The sequence below is a fragment of the Actinophytocola sp. genome (assembly GCF_036378875.1).
Taxonomy (GTDB): domain Bacteria; phylum Actinomycetota; class Actinomycetes; order Mycobacteriales; family Pseudonocardiaceae; genus Actinophytocola.
Genome location: NZ_DASUVO010000089.1, coordinates 17,227 through 39,377 on the forward strand (window position 1 = coordinate 17,227; position 22,151 = coordinate 39,377).

Consider the following 22,151-nt stretch of genomic DNA (forward strand, 5'->3'; position numbering starts at 1 on the left):
CGGTGATCCATGAAGTGGACGAGGGAGTGCGCCTGCTGCTGGCGGAGGAGGGGATTCCCGGTAACGGGGTCGAACTCGCCTTCGACGCGCCGACGAAGGAGTGGACCGCAAAGCGGAACGCGCCCACGATCAGCATGTTCCTCTACGAGGTCCGCGAGGATCACGGCAGGCGCCGCACCGGCACGATCGAGAAGGTCGACGACGACGGCACGGTGGTCGGGTGGCTGAGTCCGCCGAAGTGGTTTCAGCTGTCCTATCTGGTGACGGCGTGGACGAACCGCCCGCAGGATGAGCACCGGCTCCTCTCGGAGGTACTTCGCTGCCTGGTGCGCCACGAACGTTTCGCGCGGCGCTGGTTGACCGGAACGCTGGCCGAGCTCGACCTGTCGGTCACGTTCGAGACAGCGGTGCCCGCGGAGGGCCGGTCGGCCTCCGACTTCTGGTCCGCGCTCGGCGGGGAACTCAAGCCGTCGATCGACCTGCGGGTGACGGCCCCGCTCGCGGGGGACCCCGACCCGGCTGGGCCGGCCGTCGCGGAAGGTCTGGTGCTGCGTGCCGGTCCGGACCTGAGCGGCGCGGACGGGGAGCCGGCGCGACGGCTCCGTTACGAGGGGAGCAGCACGGCCGAAGGTGCGGGATTCGCGCCGACCAGGTCCCGGCCGTTGCCCTCGGCGCGGCGCAGGCGCGGGACGACGCCCCGGTGAGTGCGGCGGTCCGGGCACGCATCGATCTGGACTACCTGTGGGCACGACTCGGTATGGTCGAGGGGCGGGTACGGCACGTGGTGGCGGCGCGGCGGGCGGCCGACCCGGAACCGGACGACCCCTATCGTGGGCTCTACCTCACACCGGAGTCGGTGGCGCACATCCTTTCCGTGCGGCCGGCGGCCTGGACGTCCACACTGCCGTCGGGTCCGGCCGCACCGGAGGCCCGCGACTCGCGGCTGCTCCGGCTCGCCGACCTGTTCGGACTGTCCGAACTGGACGTGGAGTTCCTGCTGATCGCGCTGGCTCCGGACGTCGACGGTCGTTTCGAACGGCTCTACGGCTACCTCAACGACGACGTGACCCGTCGTCGGCCGACCGTCGGGCTGGCACTGGAGCTGTGCGGGGTACCGCCGGGAGGTGGCGGGCGGTTCCGGTTCAACGCGACCGCGCCGCTGGTGTCCGGTGGCCTGGTCGAGGTGCTGGAGCCGGCGCGGCCGTCGTTGTCCCGCGTGCTCAGCGTTCCGGACCGGGTGGTCGCCCACCTGCTGGGGGATGACGACCCCGACCCGCGGTTGCGCGGCCTGGCACGGGTTTCCGCACCACGGCCGGTCGTCGTGGACGGGCTCCTCGAGCGGATCGGAAAAGCACTCGACACCGGAACCGGGCTGGTGCACCTCAGGACGACCGAAGGCAGTGCGGGTCAGGTCGCGGTGGACGCGCTGGCCGCCACCGGCCGGAGCGCGCTCGTGCTGGACGTGGTGGCGCTGACCGACGAGGCCGACGCGCTGCCCGCGTTGGCGGCGCTGGTCAGAGAAGCCAGGCTGCGTGCTGCCGGGATCGTTGTCGGTCCACTTGAGACATTGGATCTCGAGCAGCCGGGGAGGGCACGGCTGCTGCGTGCGCTGACGGGGATGGCGGCGGGAGTTCCCTTGCTGGTGCACGGTTCCCGAGGCTGGGAGCCGGCTTGGGCTCGGCATGCCCCGGTGCCGGTGCGGGTGCCGCCGCCCGATCCGGCGAAACGAACCGCTCAGTGGCGCCAAGCGCTGGTGGAAGCCGCGGACCAGGTGTTCGACGACCGGTGGGCGGCCGACCTCGCCTCCTACCGGCTGGGGGCGGACCAGGTGCGCGGGGCGGCAGCCAGCGCGGTGCGGTTCGCCTCGCTGTCCGGGCGGCCGGTGGACCTGGACGACCTGCGAGCCGGGGTGCGGGCACAGAACGGCGCCGGGCTGGAACGGCTCGCCCGCCGGATCACCCCCGCCGTGGGTTGGGACGACCTCGTGTTGCCCGAACCGACCCGGCGCGCCCTCGGGAAGCTGTCGATGCGCGCGCGTCACCGCGACCGGGTGCTCGGACAGTGGCGGATGCGTCCCGGCGGTGGTCGGGGACGCGGGGTGATGGCGCTGTTCGCCGGCGGGTCCGGCACCGGGAAGACGATGTCGGCGGAGGTCGTCGCGGCCGAGTTGGGCATGGACCTCTACGTGGTGGACCTGTCCACCGTGGTGGACAAGTACATCGGCGAGACGGAGAAGAACCTGGAGCGGATCTTCACCGAGGCCGCCGGGGTGAACGGCGTACTGCTGTTCGACGAGGCGGACGCCATCTTCGGTAAGCGTTCCCAGGTCAAGGACGCGCACGACCGCCATGCCAACATCGAGTCGGCCTATCTGTTGCAGCGCATGGAGTCCTTCGACGGCATCGCCGTGCTCACCACGAACCTGCGTGCCAACCTCGACGACGCGTTCATCCGACGGCTGGACGTGATCGCGGACTTCCCGATACCCGACGCGACGCAGCGGCAGGCGTTGTGGGACCGCTGCCTCGGCACCGCGATGCCGAGGGCGGACGACCTGGATCTCGGTTTCTGCGCGGAGCGGTTCGACCTGGCGGGTGGCTCGATCCGCGCGTGCGTGGTGACCGCCGCCTACCTGGCCGCCGAGGCGAACCGCCCGGTCGGCATGGCTGACGTGATCGAGTCGGTGTTCCAGGAGTACCGCAAGCTCGGCCGACTCGTGTTGGACAGCGAGTTCGGCGGCTGGCTCACGGCACTGACGAAATGAGGTTCCCCTTGCACTCGCACGAGTCACAGGACAAAGTGGACGGATCGGCGCAGACCCGGTCCCCGGTGCGGCAACCGGATCCCGCGGCACCGGCTCGGCAGCTTTCCGGGCCGATGTCTCCTGAGCAGGTGCTGGCCCTGCAGCGCAGCCTGGGAAACGCCGCGGCGGCGGAGATGCTGGCGCGTGAGCGGGACGAGGCCCGGCCGGTGCAGCGCACCAGCGTGCCCGACGTGCTCCGTTCGTCCGGCCGGCCGCTGGCCGAGTCCGTCCGGCACGAGATGGAAAGCCGCCTGGGCGCCGACTTCTCGACCGTCCGCGTGCACGACGACTCGGCGGCGCACACCGCGGCGGAGTCGGTACAGGCGCACGCTTTCACGTCCGGGTCGCACATCGTGTTCCAGCGCGGGCGGTACGACACCGCGTCCCCGTCGGGTAAGCGAATGCTGGCGCACGAACTGACCCATGTGGTGCAACAGAGTTCCGGGCCGGTGCCCGGCACGGACTCCGGCGACGGGTTGCGCGTCTCCGATCCGTCGGACGCGTTCGAGCGCGCCGCCGAGGCCAATGCCGAGCGGGTGATGAACGGCCCCGCACCCCTGCAACGAGATCACGACGCGGGTGCGGCCGAGGCCACCTCGGCCGGCGTGGACACCGGGGCGGAGCACGCGATCCAACGCGCTGTCGGGGTCGAGGTGGAGGACGGCAGGTGGCGCGTCACCGACAGCGAAGGACAAACGGTGCCCAAAGCCACCCCGCTCGTCCATCGCCCCCATTTCCAGCTGCAGGCCGAGTACCGCGGTGAGGAGAAGTCCAACATCGAGATGGTGACCAACCCACCCGGCGTCGTGACACCCGACGAGTGGCAGACCATGCGGGACGGCATGAGCAACCTGGACAAGGAGTTGACGGGCCACAAAGAGCGCGGCGTCGGGACCGCCAGCCTGGTCGGCGGCGAGCCGGGCTACCAGCTCACCATGGACGAGCCCTTCGCCACCCCCTTCCTGCAAGTCACCGCCGGGGTTCCGCTGGCGGCCCTGCCCGCGTTGCTGGATCAGCTCGAGGCGGTCAATGCCACGGTCACCACACGGCCCCCGAGCCTCAAACCCGAGGCACTCGGCCCCGAGACCCAGACGGCGCTCAACCTTGACAATGAGCCGAGCAATGAGCTCCTCGGCTTCATCACGTTGCTGGACTCCTACCTCCGCGCGGGTCTGGGCAAGGACGACGTCACCTTCCCCAAGGGCCTCTTCCCGGTGATGGCCCGTACCGACTTCGCTGCCATGTTCGCCCTGCTGCCCGTCGTGGAGCGCAACGCCGTGGCGAACAACCTGGACGAATGGGTGCGCCTGATGGCCGGGCGGGAGGACTTGGCGGACCCGGCCGGTGCGGAACGCGTGCTGGCCGGTTGGTTCGACGACCCGCAGGACACCGCGCCTGCCGCGGAGATCACCACAACGCGGAAGGACTTCCTGGAGGCGATGGTGCCGAGGGACGGAAACCCGGGCCGCGACCTGCTGACGGCCGAGGGCAAGCTGGCACCCGGCGAGGACACGATCGACGACGACGAACGAGCCCGGCGGCTCGCGGCCGGTGTGCGTCGGGAGCCCAGGGGCAAGGTCGCCACGGGACACCGCAGGCCCAAGCCGGAGATGGACGACATCACCATCCCCGAGGAACCGGAACTGGTCCAGGCCCTCATCGCCGATCTGCGCGAGTTGTACCAGGGCATGGGACAGCTCGGGCGGAGGACCGACATGGTCCAGTACGAGGACAGGACAGCGCCCACCGAGGCGGTCGTGGTCGAGATCCGCAACCCGGGCAGCGCTCCCTGGCTCAAGCTGATGGACCGGATCTACGCCGCGATCGACGCGGCGATAAGCACCGGCGGCAAGTACACCAGCGTGTTGACACCGGAACAGCAGCAACGTCGCCAGGCTGCTGACGACCTGCGAACCGCCGCGGAGGCGCGGGCCACCGGGCCCGCGGAAGCCGATCCGGCGACGACCGCCACGCAGGAGGCGCCCCGCCGGAACCTTGGCAGGCGACTGGCGGACACGACGAGGCGGCTCGTCGACACCGCCAAGCGGAAGTTCCTGGCCGGCGTGGCCAAAGCCAAGGCAAAGCTCACGAGCAGGGTGTGAGCGAGGACCAGACGACCGCGGGGGGCACCGGCGCTGCCCCTGACCTGGAACGGGCGGACCTGTTTCCCGGCAACGACAACGGCCAGGCTTTGAAGTGACAGAAACTGGGCACACGAAGGAGCGAGCATGCCGTCGTACCTCTCCCCGGGCGTGTATGTGGAGGAGGTCCAGACCGGAGCCCGGCCGATCGAAGGTGTGGGCACCGCGGTGGCCGCGTTCGTCGGTTTCGCCGAGCAGGGCCCGTTCCACCAGCCGACGCTGGTGACGAACTGGAACCAGTACATCCAGACCTTCGGTGGTTTCACCGAGGGCGACTACCTCGCACACGCCGTGTACGGCTACTTCGCCAACGGTGGCGGCGTGGCCTACGTCGTCCGGATCGGTGGCGCGTCGACCGGCGCAGTCCTTTCCGGACGGCAGGACGTGACCGCGCCAGATCATGCGAAGCTGGGCGGGCTGCGGATTTCCGCCCTGCCTTCCGCGGGCGCCGACATCACCGTCGAGGTCGGCGACGTCGACGGTGAGAACCCGCCGGAGGACCGCTTCAAGCTGCTGGTCAGCCAGGGCGGCAAGGTGGTGGAGACCTTCGACGTCTCGACCAAGAAGAACATCAAGAGCTATGTGGTCACGCAGGTTCGTGAGCGGTCCAAGCTGATCGAGATCAGCGAGCAGCCGGGTACCGCGCTGACTCGGCCGGAGAACCAGTCGGTCCCGGTCCCGGCCACTTCCGCCGGCCCTCCGGGCACGATCAACGCCCAGGAGTACGTCGGCGACCTCGCGGACCGGACCGGGTTCGGTGGCCTGGAGACCATTGACGAGATCACCATGGTCGCGGTGCCCGACCTGATGAGCGCGTACCAGAGGGGCATGCTCGACGCGGAGGGCGTCCGGGCGGTCCAGCTCGCGGTGATCTCGCACTGCGAGCAGATGGCCGACCGGGTCGCCGTGCTGGACACGCCACCGGGGCTCCACGCGCAGGGAGTTCGCGCGTGGCGGCTGGACGAGGCGGGCTACGACTCGCGGTTCGCCACGCTCTACTACCCATGGATCAAGGTGTTCGATCCGGCCAGCGGCCGGAACACGGTCGTGCCGCCGAGCGGTCACGTCGCGGGTGTGTGGGCCCGCAGTGACAGTGAGCGTGGCGTGCACAAGGCTCCCGCCAACGAGGTCATCCGCGGTGCCGTGGATCTGGAACTGTCGCTGAGCAAGGGCGAACAGGATCTGCTCAACCCGATCGGCGTCAACTGTGTGCGCTCCTTCGCCGGTCGCGGCATCCGGATCTGGGGCGCCCGCACACTGTCCTCCGACCCGGCCTGGCGCTACCTCAACGTGCGCAGGCTGTTCAACTACCTGGAGGAGTCGATCCTGATCGGCACCCAGTGGGTCGTCTTCGAGCCGAACGACGACCGGCTGTGGTCCAGCATCCGGCGCAACATCAGCGCCTTCCTGAACGAGGAATGGCGGCAGGGCGCGTTGTTCGGCCGTACGGCGGAGGAAGCCTTCTTCGTCCGGTGCGACCGCGAGAACAACCCGCAGGAGTCCATCGATCTCGGACAGGTGGTGTGCGAGATCGGCGTGGCGCCGGTCAAGCCGGCCGAGTTCGTGATCTTCCGGCTGTCCCAGTTCTCGGACAGCACCAGTCTGGTCAGTGAATGACGCGTCAACAACTGTGAGAAGGCGGTAACCAGTCATGACCCAGGGCGACACCCTTGCCACACACCGGTTTGGCGTCCAGCTCGGCGGCGTCACGGTGGAATCGATCAAAGAGGTCAGCGGGCTGACCGTCGAGCAGGACGTGGTCGAGACCCAGCAGGTGACCGACCGCGGCAAGCCGATCAACAAGAAGCAGCCCGGTGGGCACAAGGGCGGCGAGGTCACGATCACCCGGGGCATGGACAAGAGTCCCGAGTTCACGGACTGGATCAACAAGACCCTGCTCAACGGGGACGTGGAGGACGCGCGCCAGAACCTCACGATCGAGGTCCAGGACCCGAAGGGCGACACGGTCCGCCGGATGCAGCTGTTCGACGCGTGGGTCAGCAAGTGGGAAGGCCCCGGGCTCAACGCGACGCAGTCGGCGGGGGCGGACGAGAAGGCCACCATCACCTTCGAGCGGATCGAGGTGGAATGAGGCGGCGGGCTGTCTCGATCGGTGATCTCGAGGAGTTGGTGGCGGACACCGTGCCGGTCGAACGGGAGAAGTCCTCGGTGCGCCGCGACGAAGGTGGCGAGCCGGCCGGTCTGCGTACCGAGTTCGAGTTCGAGCTTCCGCGTGGGTACCTGCACTCCGACGGAACCCTGCAGCGGCACGGCCGGATGCGGCTTGCCACGGCACGGGACGAGTTGCGCCCGCAGATCGATGTGCGGGTCAAGGAGAACCCCGCCTACCTGAGCGTGGTGCTGCTCAGTCAGGTGATCACCGAACTGGGCCGGATCACCGACGTGCACGCGGGCGTGGTCGAGCAGATGTACGCCACCGACATCGCCTTCCTGCAGGACTTCTACCGCCGGATCAACAGCGAGGGACATACCCGCGCCGGGGTCACCTGTCCGTCGTGTGACACGGCTTTCGAGATCGACCTCGCCGGCGGCGGCCTGGGGGAATAGTGACGTACGCGGCCGAACGTCTGCACGAGGAGGTCGCGTACGTCGCCTACCACTTCCACTGGACGCGCGAGGAGATCCTCGATCTGGAACACCACGAGCGGCAGCGCTGGGTGCGCGAGATCGCGCGGATCAACACGCGGATGAACGAACAAGGATGAGGCAGTGGGCCTGTTGGACAAGTTCCGCCGTGGCCGGGGAAGGACGCGCACCGCGTCCGCCGCGCCGCGAGCCGATCGGGCGGCGTCCACATGGGACGGTGGCTGGCGCCGGACCGCGCCGCTGTCCGGCGTGATCCAGCGAGCCGACCACGGTGTCACCGATGGGATGAGCTTTCGCGGATCGCTTGTCTCATCGCGCAATCCCACGGTCACCACCGGACTCGGGCACCGGTTCGGCGGAGACGCTCCGTCCGGGCTCGTGCACGGGACGGTGCGGTACCCGGCCCGATCGCCAGCGGACGAACTGGTTCTGGTCTCGCGGGCGACCGACCGGTCCGGGCCGCCGCATTCATCGCAAACCGGGGCTGTGGACAGTAGACCGGTACCGACGGGACCTCGTCCGGTCCGAGCGGAAACCGGCACGACCGGACCGGGTACTTTCGCCCGCGAGGTGGCCGGCACGAACACGGTGCGGCCTCGCCAGGTCGCGCCACCACTGACCATGGCCGCGTCGGCACCCGTGCTCCCGTCCCGTCGAGTGCCCTCGGTGGGCGTGATCTCCCGCCCTCGGCACGACAAGGCGGCGACCCCAATCCCGGAACGCCATGGCGCGGCGACGACCGAGGACACCGGCCCGGTGGTGCAGCGCCTGGCCGAGGCTCCTGTCCGGGAGCAGGGCGGGGTAGCTCGGCCTGCGCCGGACGTGCGAATGCGGCCCACGCTCGGCGAGCCCTTGACCCGACCACCCGCCGACGAGGGACCGTCCGTTGTGGATGCGACCGGCGCGACGGTGCGGGAAACCTTCGACTCGTCGAACGTGCGGCTCCCGGTGGATTATGCGGTGCCGAAGCCTGTTTCACCACGTTCGAAGCCGTTACCGGTGGCCCGGACCGAGGCCGTGCAGCGGCGGACCGCCGTCCCAGCCGAAGCCTCCCCTTCCCCGCCGGACAGAAACGCGGTCCCGCAACGCATTGGTATCGGAGCGCCGATCGCCGAGGTGCCGCCTTCGGCCCTGCCGGCCGGTAAGGCGAGATCCGTACCCGATTCGGTTCCGCTGCTCGGTGTCGAGCGGCCGATACAACGCAGGCCGGATGTCCAGGGTTCGGTGGTCACCAGCCCGGCCGAGGTGGCAGCGGCACCGGAACCACGGCGGCCGCTCGCGGTCCGAGTGACTCGCCTCCCGCCGAGTCCGGATGGTCCACAGTGGAGCGGACGGCAGGAGTCCCGTCGCCAAGAGGTGGAAAAGGATCCCGTGGTACAACGAGCTGCCGGCGCCCCGACTCCGGTCCCGAAGCCGCGTGGTACGACTGTCGTTCCGGCGCCGCCGAGTCCGACTGGCGAACCGGCTGCTCCGTCGACGGGTGAAACCCCTTCGCCGCAACGGGTCCGGTCCGCCGCACCGTCCTTGTCCGAAGCCACTCCGGCCGATGCCATGCCGCGCCCGGTTCTGGGCACCGGTGCTCCCGTGGTGTCCCGGCGGACCAGTCCGGCCCCGGCCGAGCCGGGGGCGGCACACGGCCGCACGCCGGTCGCGTCCCGCCCTGCGGCCAGGGTGGCGGCCGTGCCGGTCTCGCAGGATTCCGGCGCCGCCACCGTGCAACGGACGGTGGCGGCACCGGATTCCCCCGCTGCTCCCGACGCGGCGATGCCGGTGGTGACGGACCATCCTGTCGGCCGCGGTGCCGCGCCGACCACGACAGGTGTGCCGGTGATCGAGCGTGTACTGCCCCTGCTCGCGGAGCGGCCGCTGGCCGTCGTCACCGGCGGAGGCGGCGGCCAGCGACTCGGCGCCGCCGACACCGCCCCGCGGTCTCCAGCATCGACCGCGGTCCCGGCGCGCTGGACGCGGCCACAACCACGGCAGGTCCCGTCCCAACCCGCGGTCCCCGGCACCGCCATCCAGCGTGCCACGCTGACGGCGCCGATGTCGGCCAAGGCTCCGGTGGCGGCACTACGGCGGGCGCCTCCGGCCACGGTGACGTCCGTGCCTGGCCGGGAGCCCGTGCCGTCCTCGTCGGCCGCGCAGGGGAACAACGGCCGGACTCGAGTCCCGCGTGCGAGTTCGCCGGCACCACCCTCGTCGATCCGGGTACAGCGGGTGGCCACCGGCGTCTCGCCGGGAGTGCCGGTCACGGTCGTTCAGAGGACGCCGGAAGACGCCGGAGCGAAAACCGGCGACACCACCCCGGCGGGCGAACCAGACCCCGACCTCGACAAGCTGGCCCGCCGTCTCCTCGAACCGGTGAGCCGACTCCTGCGAGCCGAACTGCGCCAGGGCAGAGAACGCATCGGCAGGCTCCACGACCGCCACCGCTAGCTTCGGAAAGGAGTACCGGATGTCCGACGGCATCTTTGCCAGCAGCGTGTTCTTCCGCCTGGTCATCGGCGGGGACGACCTCGGCAGGTTTCACACCTGCACCGGACTCGGTGCCCAGGTGGAGGTGGAGCAGTTCGTCGAGGGCGGCAACAACGGCTTCGCGTGGCAGCTGCCATCCCGGATCACGTGGTCCAACATCACGTTCAGCAGGGCGGTCACCTCGGACACCGTCAAGGTGTCGAAGTGGTTGGCGCAGACGATCCAGCGGGTCGAGCGCAAGGACGGCGAGATCGTCGCGCTCCAGCCGAACCTGACGCCGATCGCGCGGTGGCAGGTGCTCGGCATCATCCCGGTCAGCTGGCAGGGTCCCTCCTTCGATCCGTCCAGTTCGCAGGCAGCGGTGGAAACCCTGGAGATCGCCCATCAGGGTCTCCAACCGTCCTGATGGGAGCATGAGATGGCGGCGTCGCCACTTGGCAAGAGCCTGGCGCGGGCACACCTGCTGATCATGGAACCGCCGGCCAAGGTCGGCGCGAAACCGGGGGCGACCATCGCCCGGGTCCAGTTCCAGTTCAATCCGAACAAGCTGGCACTGACCAAGAGCACCGAGTGGCGGCGTACGCCGGCGAGGATGGCCAAGCAGTCCGCGATGCCCGAGTTCGTCGGGAGCGGTCCCCGTTCCCTGTCGCTCGAGGTGTTCCTGGATGCCACCGCCAAACATGACGACTCGGTGGAGAAGAAGGTGGAAGAGCTCATGAAAGCCTGCGTCCCCACCCCGAAGAGCCTGGCGAAGAAGAAACCCGCCAGCCCGTGGGTGCGGTTCGAGTGGGGGACCGCCCGGACGACCTCGTTCGACGGGGTGCTGTCCAACTTCTCGGTGGACTACTCACTGTTCGATGTGGACGGTAAGCCGTTGCGCGCCACCTGCGCACTCGCCATCGAGGAGGCCAGCGTCGACGCACCTCGGCAGAACCCGACGTCGGGTGCCGAGAACGCCCGCCGGACACACCGTGTGGTGGTCGGCGACAGCCTGCCCCAACTCGCCTGGCGCGAGTACGGCGACGCGACGGCGTGGCGGCTCATCGCCGAGGCGAACGAGATCGACGATCCCCTCGTTCTGGTGCCCGGGAGCGAACTTCTCGTACCTGGCTTCGACGAGTCCGGTGGTGACCGATGACCAGCGCGGCGACCTCCGGGCGGTCCTTCGCCGCCGACCCGATCGTGGACGCCGGCGGCCCACTGCCGGAGCCCTGGCCGAACCAGCTCGTGCACTGCGTGGTCGACGAGAACGTGGGCCTGCCGGACGCCGCGACGCTCAGCTTCCGGGATCCGAACCACGAGTTGCTGACCGAGACCCGCATCACGATCGGCACCCTGCTCAAGGTCTCCGTCAGCACGTTGGACAAGCAGGCCCAGGAGCTGCTGTTCACGGGTGAGGTCACAGCACTGGAGCTGGACTCGGACTCGACCGGCTCCTTCACCATCGTGCGGGCGCAGAGTTTGGCACATCGGCTGTTCCGTGGCCGGAAGGTGGCCGCCTTCCAGAACACGGCTCTGCCGGCGATCGTCGACAAGGTCCTGGTGGGCACCGGCATCTCGCGCGGCAGGATCGAAGCACCCAAGATCATCTACAAGCATCTCGCCCAGGCCAACGTCTCGGACTGGGAGTTTCTGCAGAGCCTGGCCCAGGAGCACGGCGCCACGGTGCGAGTGGACGACAAGGGCAGGCTCGACTTCGTGAAGCCCGCATTGGCCTCGAAGGCTCCGCCGCCGAGCACGACGTCCGCGCAGAGCGCCTTCGTGTTGGAGTACGGCGAGAATCTCATGGCCTTGCGTGCGGTGCTGACCGCCGCGGACCAGGTCGACGCCGTCGAGGTTCGCGGGTGGAACGTTGACACCAAGCAGCCGGTGATCGCCAAACACCCGCTCAGGCCGAGCACGACCGTGCGGCCGGGGTTCAAGAACACCAGCAACTTCGGCAAGACCACGCTGCTCGTCGCCGACACGCCCTACGGCAACAACGCGGAGGCGAACGCGGCGGCGCGCTCACTGGCGGCGTCCATGAGCGCGGGTCTGGGGGAGGTCGAGGCCGTCGTCGAGGGCAACCCGCTGTTGCGTGCCGGGGTGCCGGTCACGCTCGCCAACGTCGGCGCCGCGTTCTCCGGCCGCTACACCGCGACCGCGGTACACCACGTGCTGGACCCGAACACCGGTTACCGCACCACGGTTCTCGTCAGCGCGTCACCGGACCGCTCCCTGGCGGGGCTGACCACCGGCGCGAACGCCCCTGCCCGCGGCCCTCGTATCCCCGGCGTCGTCACCGGCATCGTGACCGACATCAAGGAGACCGGCAGAGCGCAGCGTGGCTGGGTGAAGCTGAAGTTCCCCTGGCTGGACGACAAGAACTACCAGACCGACTGGGTACGCACCGTGCAGCTCGGCGGGCAGGGCGGCGGCGTGTTCGGCCCGGACGTGGACGACGAGGTACTGGTCGGCTTCGAACATGGCTGTCTCGACAAGCCCTACGTGCTCGGCGGCCTCTACAACGGCAAGGACGTGCCTTCGCCGCACACGTTGCCGCTGGTCGATCGCGGCGGCAAGGTCAACCGTCGGTCCCTCGTCTCCCGCAAGGGCCACCGGTTGGAGCTGATCGACGGCATGATCGGCCCGCCCGGCGTCCGGATCGCCAGCGGGAACGACCGGTTGGAGATCCGCGTCGACGAGCGGCACAACAAGATCGACGTCACGGTGTTCGGCCCCGGCGGGAAGGGGGCACTGAGCTCGATGAGTCTGACACCGCAGGGCATCACTATCGACGCGGGCAAGGGCAACCTCACCCTGTCCGGCGGCACGGTGTCGATCGACGCGACGGGCAAGGTCGGGATCAACAGCGCCGGACTGGCGACGTTGCAGGGCCGGATGGTCCGGATCAACTGATCGAAACCGTACGAAACCCAATCCTGACAAGGAGTTCCACGATGCCCCCGGCCGCTCGGATCGGTGACAACACGTCCCATGGGGGTGTGATCGGCACACCTCCACCGCCCGCCGCGGCACAGGTGTCCACTGTGTTCATCGGCGGCAGGCCCGCGGCGGTGGTCGGCAGCGTGCACGCATGTGTGGTCCCGACGCACGCGCCGCTCGGGCCGGCCAACGTGATCATGCCAGGCCCGCCACGGCCCACCGGGACGACGTTGATCGGCGGGCTCCCGGCCGCCTGCGTCGGCGACCGCACGACCTGTGGCGCCAACATCGTGGTCGGCGCGTTGAACGTGGTCATCGGTGGTGCCCTGTGAGTGGAGCTTGCGGAGCGAACGATCAGGCGCGGGGGGAACCGTGAGCGAGAGGTTCATCGGACGTGGCTGGGCGTTCCCGATGCGGGTCGGGGCCACCGGCGGTATCGGGATGGTGGAGCGGGACCAGGAGATCCAGGAGGCGATCCGGCTCGTGCTGGGCACCGCGCCCGGCGAGCGTCCCATGCGCCCGGAGTTCGGCTGCGGGATCCACGACTACGTGTTCGCGCCGGCCGACGGCCAGACCGCGGGCCGCATCGCCTATGAGGTGCGCACCGCGCTGGACCGATGGGAACCCCGGATCGAGGTGACCGACGTGGTCATCGCGTTCGACACCGTCGAGGAAGGGGTTCTCTACATCGACATCCGCTACACCGTGCGCTCGACGAACGACGTGCGCAACCTGGTGTTCCCGTTCTACACCATCCCGTTCGCCGAGGATGCCGGAAAGGGGAGCGTGGCCTGATGGCGTTGCCCGCGCCCAACCTGGACGACCGCCGTTTCCAGCAACTCGTGGACGAGGCCAAGCGGTACGTCCAGCAACGCACTCCGGAGTGGACGGACCACAACGTGTCCGATCCCGGCGTGACGCTCATCGAGACCTTCGCGCAGATGGTCGACCAGCTCGTCTACCGGCTGAACCGGGTGCCGGAGAAGAACTTCCTCGCGTTCCTCGATCTGCTGGGCGTCCGGTTGTTCCCGCCGGCCGCGGCCAGGGCCGACGTGACCTTCTGGCTTTCCTCCCCACAGCAGGAGACTGTGCTCCTGCCGACGGGTACCGAGGTCGCCACCGCCCATACCGAGGCGCGGGAGGCGGTGGTGTTCGCCACCGTCGAGGACCTGCCCATCGTGCCGTGCCGGCTGGACAGGCTCGTCACGGTCTCCGCGACCGGAGACCAGACCGACCGCACCAACGATCTCAACGCCGGCAAGGGAGTGCGATGTTTCCAGGCCAAGCCCGCGCCGGGCGACGTGATGCTGTTCGGGCTCTCCAACGCGGTGCCGCGCTGTCTGGTGGCCGTGCAGCTCGACAGCCAGGTTGAGGGCGTCGGGGTCGATCCGAGGCAACCTCCTCTGGTGTGGGAGGCGTGGGACGGGGTGGCCTGGGCCGTGTGTCCGACCGACGAGGACACCACCGGCGGCCTCAACCGGCCCGGCGACGTCGTGATGCGGGTTCCTGCCGGACACACCCCCTCGGTGGTGGCCGGCGTCCGGGCGGGCTGGGTGCGCTGCCGGGTCGTGGCGGCCGTGCCGGACCAGCCCTTCTACTCCGAATCACCCACGATTCGGGTGGCGGAGGCGTTCACGGTCGGCGGCACCGTCGGAGTGGAACACGCGGAGACGGTGCTCGACGGGCAGCTCGGCGTTTCAGAAGGTGTACCGGGACAACGGTTCCGGGTCGAGCGGGCGCCGGTGCTGATCGACGCCGACCCGATCATCGTGCGGGTGTCCGAAGAAGAGGGCTGGCAGGACTGGACAGTGGTGGAGCACTTCGGCCGGTCAGGGCCGACCGACCGGCACGTGGTGCTCGACGCGGTGAACGGTGAGTTCCTGTTCCCCCCGGCGGTCCGAGAGCCGGACGGCTCGTTGCGGCGTTACGGCGCGGTGCCGCCGAAGGGCGCGTGGATCCAGGTGGCGCGGTACCGCACGGGCGGCGGCAAGGCCGGGAACGTGGCCCGTGGCGCGATCTCCGTGCTGGGCAGTTCGGTGCCCTACGTGTCCACTGTGGAGAATCAGGAGGCCGCGGTTGGCGGGGTGGACGGGGAGACGGTGGCCGAGGCGAAGGTGCGTGCCCCGAACCAGCTGCGGGTGCAGGAACGGGCGGTGACGGCCCAGGACTACGAGCAGATCGCGCGGCAGGCCGCCCCTGCCGCGGCCAGGATTCGTTGCCTGCCCGCCGGTCCCGGGTACGAACCAGGCGCCGCGCGGGTGTTGGTGGTGCCGGGAGCCGTCGCCGACGAGGGGGACAGGCTCCGTTTCGAGCAGCTGATCCCGTCCGAGCAGTTGCTCGAAACGATCGCGACGCGGCTGGACGAACGTCGTCTGGTGGGCACCCGGCTCGTCGTGGAGCCGCCGTTCTACCAGGGCGTCACGGTGGTGGCGCGGCTGGTGGCGGCGGGGGCCGAGCCGAACCGGGTGAACGCCGATGCCGTCGACGCGCTCTACCGGTATCTCAACCCTCTCCGCGGCGGCGCCGACGGCACCGGGTGGCCGTTCGGGCGGCCCGTCCAGTACGGGGAGGTTTTCGCCGTGCTGCAACGGGTGCCAGGGGTGGGACTGGTGGAGGAGGTCCGGTTGTTCCCGGCCGACCCGATCACCGGAAAGCGGGGCACGGCGGCCAACCGCATCGAGCTGGCCAGGCACGCGTTGGTGTTCTCGCAACAGCACCAGATCGCGGTCACGTCCGGTGACCCGGGCAGCGTGGAGGAGGGTCGATGACCCGAGGCGCGCTACCCGGCCTGCCCAGCAGGCACCCGCTCGGTGAGCAGCTGCCGACGCTGTACGCCGCGGACGACTTCGCCCAGCGGTTCACTTCGGGCCTTGATGTCGTACTCGCCCCCGTTCTATCCACATTGGACAACCTGCCGGCCTACTTCGACGTCCGGCTCACCCCGGAGGACTTCCTGTCCTGGCTGGCTTCCTGGGTGGCGGTTGAGCTCGACCCGGACTGGCCGGCACCGCTGCGCCGCGCGGCCGTGGCCCTCGCGGTCGAACTGCATCGCTGGAAGGGCACCAGCCGCGGGCTTGTCGACCGGCTGTGGCTGTATCTGGGAGTTCACGCGCGCGTGCTGGACGGGGTGGGCGCCACCTGGTCCACGCGGCCTGGTGGTGAGCTGCCCGGCGCCGCCGTCACCGAGGCCGTCGTACAGGTGTGGCCGGGCACCGCGGGCGCGATCGACCGGGATCAGGTGGCCGCGCTGGTCGCCGCGGTCTGCCCGATCCACGTGACCTGCACCGTCGAGGTCCTGCCGGGACCACCACAGCGGGAAGGGAGTTAGCCGATGCGGTCGTGTCCGGTGTGCGGTGCCGTGGTCGCGGACACCGACGACTTCTGTGGCAACTGCGGGTCCTACCTCGGTTGGGGCCCGAAGGACGAGCGCGCTGTCGACCCCCGGTCGGGAGGAACCCCCGCGCCGGGCCTCGGTGACGTGCACGCCGCACGTGCCGCGCACGTCGTCCGCCCCGGGGACACCGAACCGGATGCCGACCAGCCTGTCGCCGTGCAGCCGGCGAAACCCGTCCCCAGACGGCCGGTGCCGCGCTCGCCGAGCGGGGTGACGGCACAGGACGGAACGCCATGCCCGGTGTGCGGCACCCCGAACCCGCCGACACGGCGGTTCTGCCGGCATTGCGCGACCCCGCTCACCGAAGCCGTCGTGGTCACCGCCAGATTGCCATGGTGGCGTCGGCTGGGGCTGCCGCGATGGTTCCGGCGTGGCGACGGCCCAGGCCGGCTACGGCGGCGGCTCGTCGTGCTGATCCTGTTGCCGGTACTGGTCATCGGCGGGATCGTGTTGTTCCCCGTCGGCCGTGGGCTCGTCGAGGACCTGCGAGACAAGACATCCACCCCGGCGCCGATCGGCCCGGTGAGCGTTGTCGCGAGTGCCGAGGTACCGGATCATCCCGCCGGCGACGCGGTGGACGGACTGACCAACCGGTACTGGGGTGCGCCCAAACCGGGGGATGGGATCGAGTTCACCTTCGACCACCCGTTCCGGCTGTTGTCGTTGGTCGTGCATGCCGGTGCCTCGACCAAGCAGGAGGCGTTCGTCCAGCAGGCCAGACCAGCCGGACTGGACGTGGTCGTCATCAGCTCGGACGGCGAGACCGACACTCTGCCCGTAGAACTGGCCGACCGGCCTGGGCCCCAGCGTGTCGATACCGGAATCAGCGATGTCGTGCGGATCCGTGTCACCGTCCGGTCCGCCGTGGGTCTGTCGGACGGCAGGCACATCGCCCTCGGCGAGATCGAGTTCTTTCAGCGCACGTGACCCGCGGATCCGCGAGGCAGAAGCTCGCGCCTAGCTCTTCCGTGCTCGGGCCAGCCAGGCGGTCATGTCGGCTGGCTGGCCGGCGGTGAGGTTGAGGCGGTCGCCGTCTTCGGGACCGACGATGACCCGGTAGCTGCTGGGGCGCAGGTCCTCCAGGACCCATCCGTCCCGGAAGGCGTCGCGGATGGCCGAGTCGCTGATCTGTGGGCCGAGGCCCGGCTCTACATCGGACAGCGCCAGAACATGCACGTACGCGCCGGCTCGGCAGACCGCGTGCAGGCTTCGGGTGTAGGCGTCACGCTCCGCGGGGCCGAACACGTGGAACAGGGCACTGTCCACCACGGTGTCGAACCGGTCCCGGTCCGCGAGGTCCAGGACGTCGGCGACCTCGAACCGCGCCGCCACCCCCTGCCGGGCCGCGTTGCCACGAGCCGCCTCCACCGCGGGCGACGAGAAGTCGACACCGAGCACCTCGTAGCCGAGCCGGGCCAGGTGGATCGTGTGCTCACCCATGCCGCACCCCGCGTCCAGGACCGACCCCGTGATCCAGCCCTCCCGTTCCAGGTCCACCACCGCGGGCTGTGGCCCTCCGATGAACCATGGCGCGGACAGCGTCTTGTAGGCCGAATCGAACGGAGTCTGGAAGTCCATACCCGGAGTCTGCTACCTCAAGTCGACTAGAGGTCAAGGACACATCTCTTCGCGCGTGTGGCGGAGCCGGAAACTGCATTGGCGCAACGGGATCAGCGAATCGCGGAGCGTCGGGACAAACCGGCGGCTGGCTGACGGAGCTGTCGTTCACGGTCGCGGCGAAGTCGGCCGCCGTGCGCGGCGAGCGGAGTGTTTGGCTCCGTGTCTACCTCGATACCGCCACGTGGCAGAAGTGGTCCTTGCGGGGGAGTCCTCCTGGCCGACCCGACATGCGCGAACACTCCCATTGCTATTTCGTATTTTCCCGAAGTAGTGTGGTCCTGTGGTTGAGCCCGAGGGTCTTGACGAACTGCTGCGCGCCATCGCCAGCAGTCATCGTCGGTGCATCCTCATCGAGACCTGGGACTGTGAACGTGGTGCGGGCGAGCTGGCAGAGCGCCTTGGTCTGGCCCCGGCCAGCGTGTCGGAGCACCTGAAGGTACTGCGCAAGACAGGCCTGGTCACGATGAGAGCGGACGGCACCCGCCGGCTCTACCACGCCCACCCAGAGCAAATGGCACACCTGATCGACCTGCTCTCCCAGGCCTTTCCGGTCGATCCTCCGACACAACGCAGGAGCAGTCCACAATGAGCGACAGAGCCACGTACCAGGCAAACGCGGTGGTGCACTTCGACATCAGCGGCGCGGACGACAACGCGCTGCGGCGGTTCTACGGCGACTTGCTCGACTGGCACGTCGATCCGAAGGGACCCGGATACGCACTGGTCCACACCCCCGGCGGCCTGGCCGGGTCGATCGTCGGTGACCCACAGCCCAGTGTCACCTTGGGAATCGCGGTCGAGAACCTCGATCAGGCGGTCGGCCAGGCGACCGAGCTGGGCGGCACCGTCCTCATGCCACCAACCGACAACGGCTGGGTCACGAAGGCCCAGATCAAGGATCCGGCCGGCAACGTACTCACCCTGATCCAGAAATGACCGCGGGCTACTCCGGCACACCACTGGCCAGGAAGATCGGGATCAAACAAGGACACCGCGTTCACCTGCACACCGGCCACCCGGATGGACGATCCCCGATCTCCCCGACAGCAGCACCGTCGGCGACGGGGGTGTCACCGACGCCGACATCACGATGGCGTTCTACCGGTCTATCGATGACCTCTCCACGGAGGCCTCTGCATTGGTCCAGGCCCTCGCCGACCAGGCCGTGCTGTGGATCGGCTGGCCTCGACGCGGCCGGTCACATCAGGGGCATCACGGAGAACGCTCTGCGCGAGATCTTCCTCCCCGCTCGGGGTCGTCGACGTGAAAGTCGCCGCACTCGGGGACGACTGGTCAGGAATGAAGTTCGTCCACCGCAAGGAAAACCGACTTAACTGACAGCACGTCGCCGCCTCAGCCCCGCATCCCCACGGGGAAGAGGCGGTGTGATCAACGCTGGAAGCCGCATCGCGGTATGTCCTGCGCGGCGGGCGGTTTCCTCGATGACGCGAGCAGCGCCGATCGAAGGTCAACCTGCTGTCCGCAGAGGACAACGTTCGCTGTCGTCCTCAGACGTCTCGCCGGCACCGAACCACCGTTGTAGTCGTCGCCGTCACACCTCCTTCGCGCCCCAGCCACGAGCGTGCACTCGGGGAACGCCCGACTCGCGGCATGAAGGAGGTGCTTCCACTTATCCATGCGGCAATCCCATACGGCCTCAACGTGTCCTTCTGAGGTTTCGGCTGTCTTTGGCGGCGAACCTCTCTCGCCCGCTGTTCCGCTCGTTGGATTAGAGGGAAGTCCGGCGGATGTTCGGTGCCGCGAGCCGCGGCGAGGCTCCTCGGACCCTGCCGGGATTCGGTACGTACTCCTTCCCCGGAGACCACGGGTCTCGACGGCAGGCCGAGTGCGCTCAGTCTCGGCGACTCGCAGCCGCTGCCCACCATTCGGCATGCCAGGCCTGTTGTTCCTCAACGGTCCCGATCTGTTCGACGGCCGCGTCAGCCAGCGTATCGACGAGATCATCCATCGAACTCTTGTGGCCCGGTCGCATGATGTAGGTCTGCATACCGCCACCCATATCCCTGGCCATCCCGCTCGGGTAGGTATCGCGGCGGGCCCCTTGAACGGCGACCATCCAACCACCAGGCTCCAACTGACGACGCAGCCGGACGAGTGATTCGAACATGTCCATGGCAGTGGCCGTATACCGGTCCCCACCGAGGAACAGTTCGATCCGATAGAGCGGTCGTGGCCCGTCGTAGCCGTCAAGCCAGCCCCGCAGCCGCGCTTGTCGTTGTTCACCGCCCCGTGCCACCAGCACTTCTCGGTCTTCCAACAGTCTCGGATAATTCTCGCTCACCTGCCCATCCAACCAGTCAGGCAGGGCTGTCGATCGCGCTCGTCGGGCAGAGCGGATGCCTGCCGCAGGGCGACCAGCAGTGGAACAGGACGCCGTTCACGCGGGGCAGTGGATCACGTCCGCCAGACATCTCAGCGGTGCGTGATCTCGTAACAGCTGCTCGGTGGAACAGTCCTGTGACGATCAGACAGGCGATCGGTGAGGACCTAGTCGATGTCATGCGCCTGCTCGCCCAACTGTCCCCCGCCTGGAGCGAACAGGGCGTTGACGAGCCAGTCACAGCGCACCGCGATCCTCCCCGGCCCGCAACCGTTCCCGATAGCGGAACATCAGGAACAAAACGTAGTCGGTGCCGGCCCCATACAAGCACCACCACCCGGATCGAACTGACCGAACTGTCGATCTTCAGATCGAACGCCTTGCTCACCATCGCGATCAGACCGTTAACGCCCAGCGCGCTCGTGCTCGCCCACTGAGCCGGTCACCCACGCCCACACAGCGCTGGCACGCCGTCTCCCAACCGGAGCAGGAAAACACTGCGGCGGACTTGTTGACCGACGAGCAGTTGCGCCAGCGGCGTCAGGATCATCCGTGGCTGGCCAGGCCCAGGCCGAACGGGTTCTGGTCGTTTGTGACGGGGACGAATTCCCGAAGCGTGCTTACTTCGCCGTAGCAGATGCCGATCTCCCCGCGCAGTTCGAAGGAGGATCGCCGTCGTGTCAGCCGAACCGCACCTCGGCTAGCTCCTCCGCGGCGTGTGTCCGGCTACTCGGGCCAGCGCCCGGACCAGGATGGTCACGTCGGCGCGGGTCTTCGGCTGGGCTGATGGATGTCGCCGACCCCAGCAGCGGCTGGTGATCGGCGGCAAGTTCTCGTCCGAGCAACGGGCGGCGCGGGTGAGCTCGCTCAGGTGGGTGGGCTTTCCGTTCGTGGGCTGCCGGTCCCGGGCGTAGCGCGCTCGCTCGGGACGCGGGCGCTGTTCCACCGATACGAATGACGCCTTGGGCGGATTCCGGCCTGGGTCGCGGTTGCGCGCTCCAGGCCGGAACCGTATTTCGGTTGTCAGTCAAGGAACCAGAACTGGTCGGTGAAGCCGGCGCAGGTCGTCTGCGTGGCCTGGGAGGTACCTCGCGCCACGAGACACAGGCCCGAGTTGACGTTCTGGAACCGCCAGGTGCCGTCGCTGAAGAGGAACGCCCGCCACAGCTGGTCGGCGAACCCGCCGTTGCAGGTTGTCACCACGGCTGGGGTCTCCCCAGTGCCACGGGTGACCAGACACAGGTTCCGGTCGATGTTGTGAATCTGGTTCACTACCTCCCCATTGTGGGTGACCTGGAAGAAATCCCAGTCCTGGTCACTGAAGCCAGCGCACGGCGTCTGTTCGACCGGCCGCTCACCGGGGCCCACTCGGGCCACCAGGCACTGGTTCGAGGCCTCCTTGTGCAGGTGGACTCCGGCCAACGCGGTCACGGGACTTTCCGGCGCGGCGTCGGCGGATGCCGTGACGGCACCGGCGCCACCGAGGAGCAGGATGGCTGACAGCAGAAGTGATCGCATTCCGAGGGTCAACTGGCGGTTGAGCACTCTCAATGTTCCTCCCCAGGATTCAGGCCTCGTACGAAGCCGTTGACCATATCGGCCCAACTGTCCTTTCTGTTAGCCAAAAACCTCCGCAGGTGTCATCGCGCGTTGTCTGCCCCTCGAATGGCGGGCGGCCGACCAGCCGAAGATCGGCGCGTGCGCGTCGACGTGTGACTGCGTACGCACACACTTCCGGACAGGTCAGCGAGCGTCCATATTGGAAAGACGAGATCGCGATGGTGACACCTGAAACGCAGGTGCTACAGACACGCTCTGTGATGTGAGAAATAATTGATCTTCATG

Annotated in this window: 22 protein-coding genes; 19 read left to right on the forward strand and 3 right to left on the reverse strand. The window is 68.8% G+C overall.

What is annotated here, in order from left to right:
• Positions 1-2: 2 nt before the first annotated feature.
• From VF106_RS25580 to VF106_RS25655, 16 genes are all read left to right on the forward strand, one after another.
• Entirely contained in the window at positions 3-704 is a 702-nt protein-coding gene (locus tag VF106_RS25580; RefSeq protein ID WP_330842375.1) for a Pvc16 family protein, read from the forward strand.
• Between the two features lie 53 nt (positions 705-757).
• Entirely contained in the window at positions 758-2,764 is a 2,007-nt protein-coding gene (locus VF106_RS25585; protein WP_330842443.1) for an ATP-binding protein, read from the forward strand.
• The gene (locus VF106_RS25590; RefSeq protein ID WP_330842376.1) at positions 2,761-4,905 is read left to right on the forward strand and encodes an eCIS core domain-containing protein; all 2,145 of its coding nucleotides are present in this window, start codon (positions 2,761-2,763) and stop codon (positions 4,903-4,905) included. The genes VF106_RS25585 and VF106_RS25590 overlap by 4 nt, the downstream gene beginning before the upstream one ends.
• Before the next feature lie 126 nt (positions 4,906-5,031).
• Complete coding sequence (locus VF106_RS25595; RefSeq protein WP_330842377.1) at positions 5,032-6,561, forward strand: phage tail sheath family protein; 1,530 nt, start codon at positions 5,032-5,034, stop codon at positions 6,559-6,561.
• A gap of 34 nt (positions 6,562-6,595) precedes the next feature.
• On the forward strand, positions 6,596-7,036 hold the full coding sequence (locus tag VF106_RS25600) for a phage tail protein (RefSeq protein WP_330842378.1): 441 nt from the start codon (positions 6,596-6,598) through the stop codon (positions 7,034-7,036).
• Entirely contained in the window at positions 7,033-7,512 is a 480-nt protein-coding gene (locus VF106_RS25605) for a hypothetical protein (RefSeq protein WP_330842379.1), read from the forward strand. Before VF106_RS25600 ends, VF106_RS25605 begins: the two co-directional genes overlap by 4 nt.
• Positions 7,512-7,670, forward strand: a complete 159-nt coding sequence (locus tag VF106_RS25610) for a DUF6760 family protein (protein ID WP_330842380.1) — start codon at positions 7,512-7,514, stop codon at positions 7,668-7,670. Before VF106_RS25605 ends, VF106_RS25610 begins: the two co-directional genes overlap by 1 nt.
• 1,432 nt (positions 7,671-9,102) lie before the next feature.
• Positions 9,103-9,987, forward strand: a complete 885-nt coding sequence (locus VF106_RS25615) for a hypothetical protein (protein WP_330842381.1) — start codon at positions 9,103-9,105, stop codon at positions 9,985-9,987.
• Positions 9,988-10,006: 19 nt separating this feature from the next.
• Positions 10,007-10,432, forward strand: a complete 426-nt coding sequence (locus tag VF106_RS25620; protein WP_330842382.1) for a phage tail protein — start codon at positions 10,007-10,009, stop codon at positions 10,430-10,432.
• 12 nt (positions 10,433-10,444) lie between these two features.
• Positions 10,445-11,164 (forward strand): CIS tube protein, encoded by a 720-nt coding sequence (locus VF106_RS25625; protein ID WP_330842383.1) that lies wholly within the window; start codon positions 10,445-10,447, stop codon positions 11,162-11,164.
• A complete protein-coding gene (locus tag VF106_RS25630; protein WP_330842384.1) occupies positions 11,161-12,924 on the forward strand; it encodes a VgrG-related protein in 1,764 nt (587 codons plus the stop codon). The genes VF106_RS25625 and VF106_RS25630 overlap by 4 nt, the downstream gene beginning before the upstream one ends.
• A 41-nt stretch (positions 12,925-12,965) precedes the next feature.
• Entirely contained in the window at positions 12,966-13,283 is a 318-nt protein-coding gene (locus VF106_RS25635; protein ID WP_330842385.1) for a PAAR domain-containing protein, read from the forward strand.
• Positions 13,284-13,323: 40 nt separating this feature from the next.
• The gene (locus VF106_RS25640; protein WP_330842386.1) at positions 13,324-13,746 is read left to right on the forward strand and encodes a gp25 family contractile injection system sheath assembly initiator; all 423 of its coding nucleotides are present in this window, start codon (positions 13,324-13,326) and stop codon (positions 13,744-13,746) included.
• Positions 13,746-15,719: a putative baseplate assembly protein gene (locus VF106_RS25645; protein ID WP_330842387.1), complete on the forward strand. Its 1,974-nt coding sequence runs from the start codon at positions 13,746-13,748 to the stop codon at positions 15,717-15,719. Before VF106_RS25640 ends, VF106_RS25645 begins: the two co-directional genes overlap by 1 nt.
• Positions 15,716-16,279, forward strand: a complete 564-nt coding sequence (locus tag VF106_RS25650; RefSeq protein ID WP_330842388.1) for a phage tail protein — start codon at positions 15,716-15,718, stop codon at positions 16,277-16,279. The genes VF106_RS25645 and VF106_RS25650 overlap by 4 nt, the downstream gene beginning before the upstream one ends.
• A 3-nt stretch (positions 16,280-16,282) precedes the next feature.
• On the forward strand, positions 16,283-17,272 hold the full coding sequence (locus VF106_RS25655) for an NADase-type glycan-binding domain-containing protein (protein WP_330842389.1): 990 nt from the start codon (positions 16,283-16,285) through the stop codon (positions 17,270-17,272).
• A gap of 30 nt (positions 17,273-17,302) precedes the next feature.
• On the opposite strand, the gene VF106_RS25660 is transcribed toward VF106_RS25655, so the two are convergent.
• Positions 17,303-17,923 (reverse strand): class I SAM-dependent methyltransferase, encoded by a 621-nt coding sequence (locus VF106_RS25660; RefSeq protein ID WP_330842390.1) that lies wholly within the window; start codon positions 17,921-17,923, stop codon positions 17,303-17,305.
• Positions 17,924-18,245: 322 nt separating this feature from the next.
• On the opposite strand from VF106_RS25660, the gene VF106_RS25665 reads away from it, so the two are divergent.
• Positions 18,246-18,554 carry an ArsR/SmtB family transcription factor gene (locus VF106_RS25665; protein ID WP_330842391.1) on the forward strand — a complete coding sequence of 103 codons (309 nt, stop codon included), beginning with the start codon at positions 18,246-18,248 and terminating at the stop codon, positions 18,552-18,554.
• Positions 18,551-18,901 carry a VOC family protein gene (locus VF106_RS25670; protein ID WP_330842392.1) on the forward strand — a complete coding sequence of 117 codons (351 nt, stop codon included), beginning with the start codon at positions 18,551-18,553 and terminating at the stop codon, positions 18,899-18,901. Before VF106_RS25665 ends, VF106_RS25670 begins: the two co-directional genes overlap by 4 nt.
• 916 nt (positions 18,902-19,817) lie before the next feature.
• Here VF106_RS25670 and VF106_RS25675 read toward each other — a convergent pair.
• Positions 19,818-20,267: a hypothetical protein gene (locus tag VF106_RS25675; RefSeq protein ID WP_330842393.1), complete on the reverse strand. Its 450-nt coding sequence runs from the start codon at positions 20,265-20,267 to the stop codon at positions 19,818-19,820.
• A gap of 176 nt (positions 20,268-20,443) precedes the next feature.
• On the opposite strand from VF106_RS25675, the gene VF106_RS51145 reads away from it, so the two are divergent.
• Positions 20,444-20,743 carry a hypothetical protein gene (locus VF106_RS51145; protein ID WP_349257476.1) on the forward strand — a complete coding sequence of 100 codons (300 nt, stop codon included), beginning with the start codon at positions 20,444-20,446 and terminating at the stop codon, positions 20,741-20,743.
• 586 nt (positions 20,744-21,329) lie between these two features.
• On the opposite strand, the gene VF106_RS25685 is transcribed toward VF106_RS51145, so the two are convergent.
• Positions 21,330-21,824 carry an RICIN domain-containing protein gene (locus VF106_RS25685; protein WP_330842394.1) on the reverse strand — a complete coding sequence of 165 codons (495 nt, stop codon included), beginning with the start codon at positions 21,822-21,824 and terminating at the stop codon, positions 21,330-21,332.
• Positions 21,825-22,151: the final 327 nt, after the last annotated feature.

Bases quoted from the DNA above. Each gene is read 5' to 3' on its own strand.
- VF106_RS25585 (WP_330842443.1), top strand. From the start codon at position 758: ATGGTCGAGGGGCGGGTACGGCACGTGGTGGCGGCGCGGCGGGCGGCC.
- VF106_RS25590 (WP_330842376.1), top strand. From the start codon at position 2,761: ATGAGGTTCCCCTTGCACTCGCACGAGTCACAGGACAAAGTGGACGGA.
- VF106_RS25595 (WP_330842377.1), top strand. From the start codon at position 5,032: ATGCCGTCGTACCTCTCCCCGGGCGTGTATGTGGAGGAGGTCCAGACC.
- VF106_RS25600 (WP_330842378.1), top strand. From the start codon at position 6,596: ATGACCCAGGGCGACACCCTTGCCACACACCGGTTTGGCGTCCAGCTC.
- VF106_RS25605 (WP_330842379.1), top strand. From the start codon at position 7,033: ATGAGGCGGCGGGCTGTCTCGATCGGTGATCTCGAGGAGTTGGTGGCG.
- VF106_RS25615 (WP_330842381.1), top strand. From the start codon at position 9,103: ATGCCGCGCCCGGTTCTGGGCACCGGTGCTCCCGTGGTGTCCCGGCGG.
- VF106_RS25620 (WP_330842382.1), top strand. From the start codon at position 10,007: ATGTCCGACGGCATCTTTGCCAGCAGCGTGTTCTTCCGCCTGGTCATC.
- VF106_RS25625 (WP_330842383.1), top strand. From the start codon at position 10,445: ATGGCGGCGTCGCCACTTGGCAAGAGCCTGGCGCGGGCACACCTGCTG.
- VF106_RS25630 (WP_330842384.1), top strand. From the start codon at position 11,161: ATGACCAGCGCGGCGACCTCCGGGCGGTCCTTCGCCGCCGACCCGATC.
- VF106_RS25635 (WP_330842385.1), top strand. From the start codon at position 12,966: ATGCCCCCGGCCGCTCGGATCGGTGACAACACGTCCCATGGGGGTGTG.
- VF106_RS25645 (WP_330842387.1), top strand. From the start codon at position 13,746: ATGGCGTTGCCCGCGCCCAACCTGGACGACCGCCGTTTCCAGCAACTC.
- VF106_RS25650 (WP_330842388.1), top strand. From the start codon at position 15,716: ATGACCCGAGGCGCGCTACCCGGCCTGCCCAGCAGGCACCCGCTCGGT.
- VF106_RS25655 (WP_330842389.1), top strand. From the start codon at position 16,283: ATGCGGTCGTGTCCGGTGTGCGGTGCCGTGGTCGCGGACACCGACGAC.
- VF106_RS25660 (WP_330842390.1), bottom strand. From the start codon at position 17,923: ATGGACTTCCAGACTCCGTTCGATTCGGCCTACAAGACGCTGTCCGCG.
- VF106_RS25670 (WP_330842392.1), top strand. From the start codon at position 18,551: ATGAGCGACAGAGCCACGTACCAGGCAAACGCGGTGGTGCACTTCGAC.
- VF106_RS25685 (WP_330842394.1), bottom strand. From the start codon at position 21,824: ATGCGATCACTTCTGCTGTCAGCCATCCTGCTCCTCGGTGGCGCCGGT.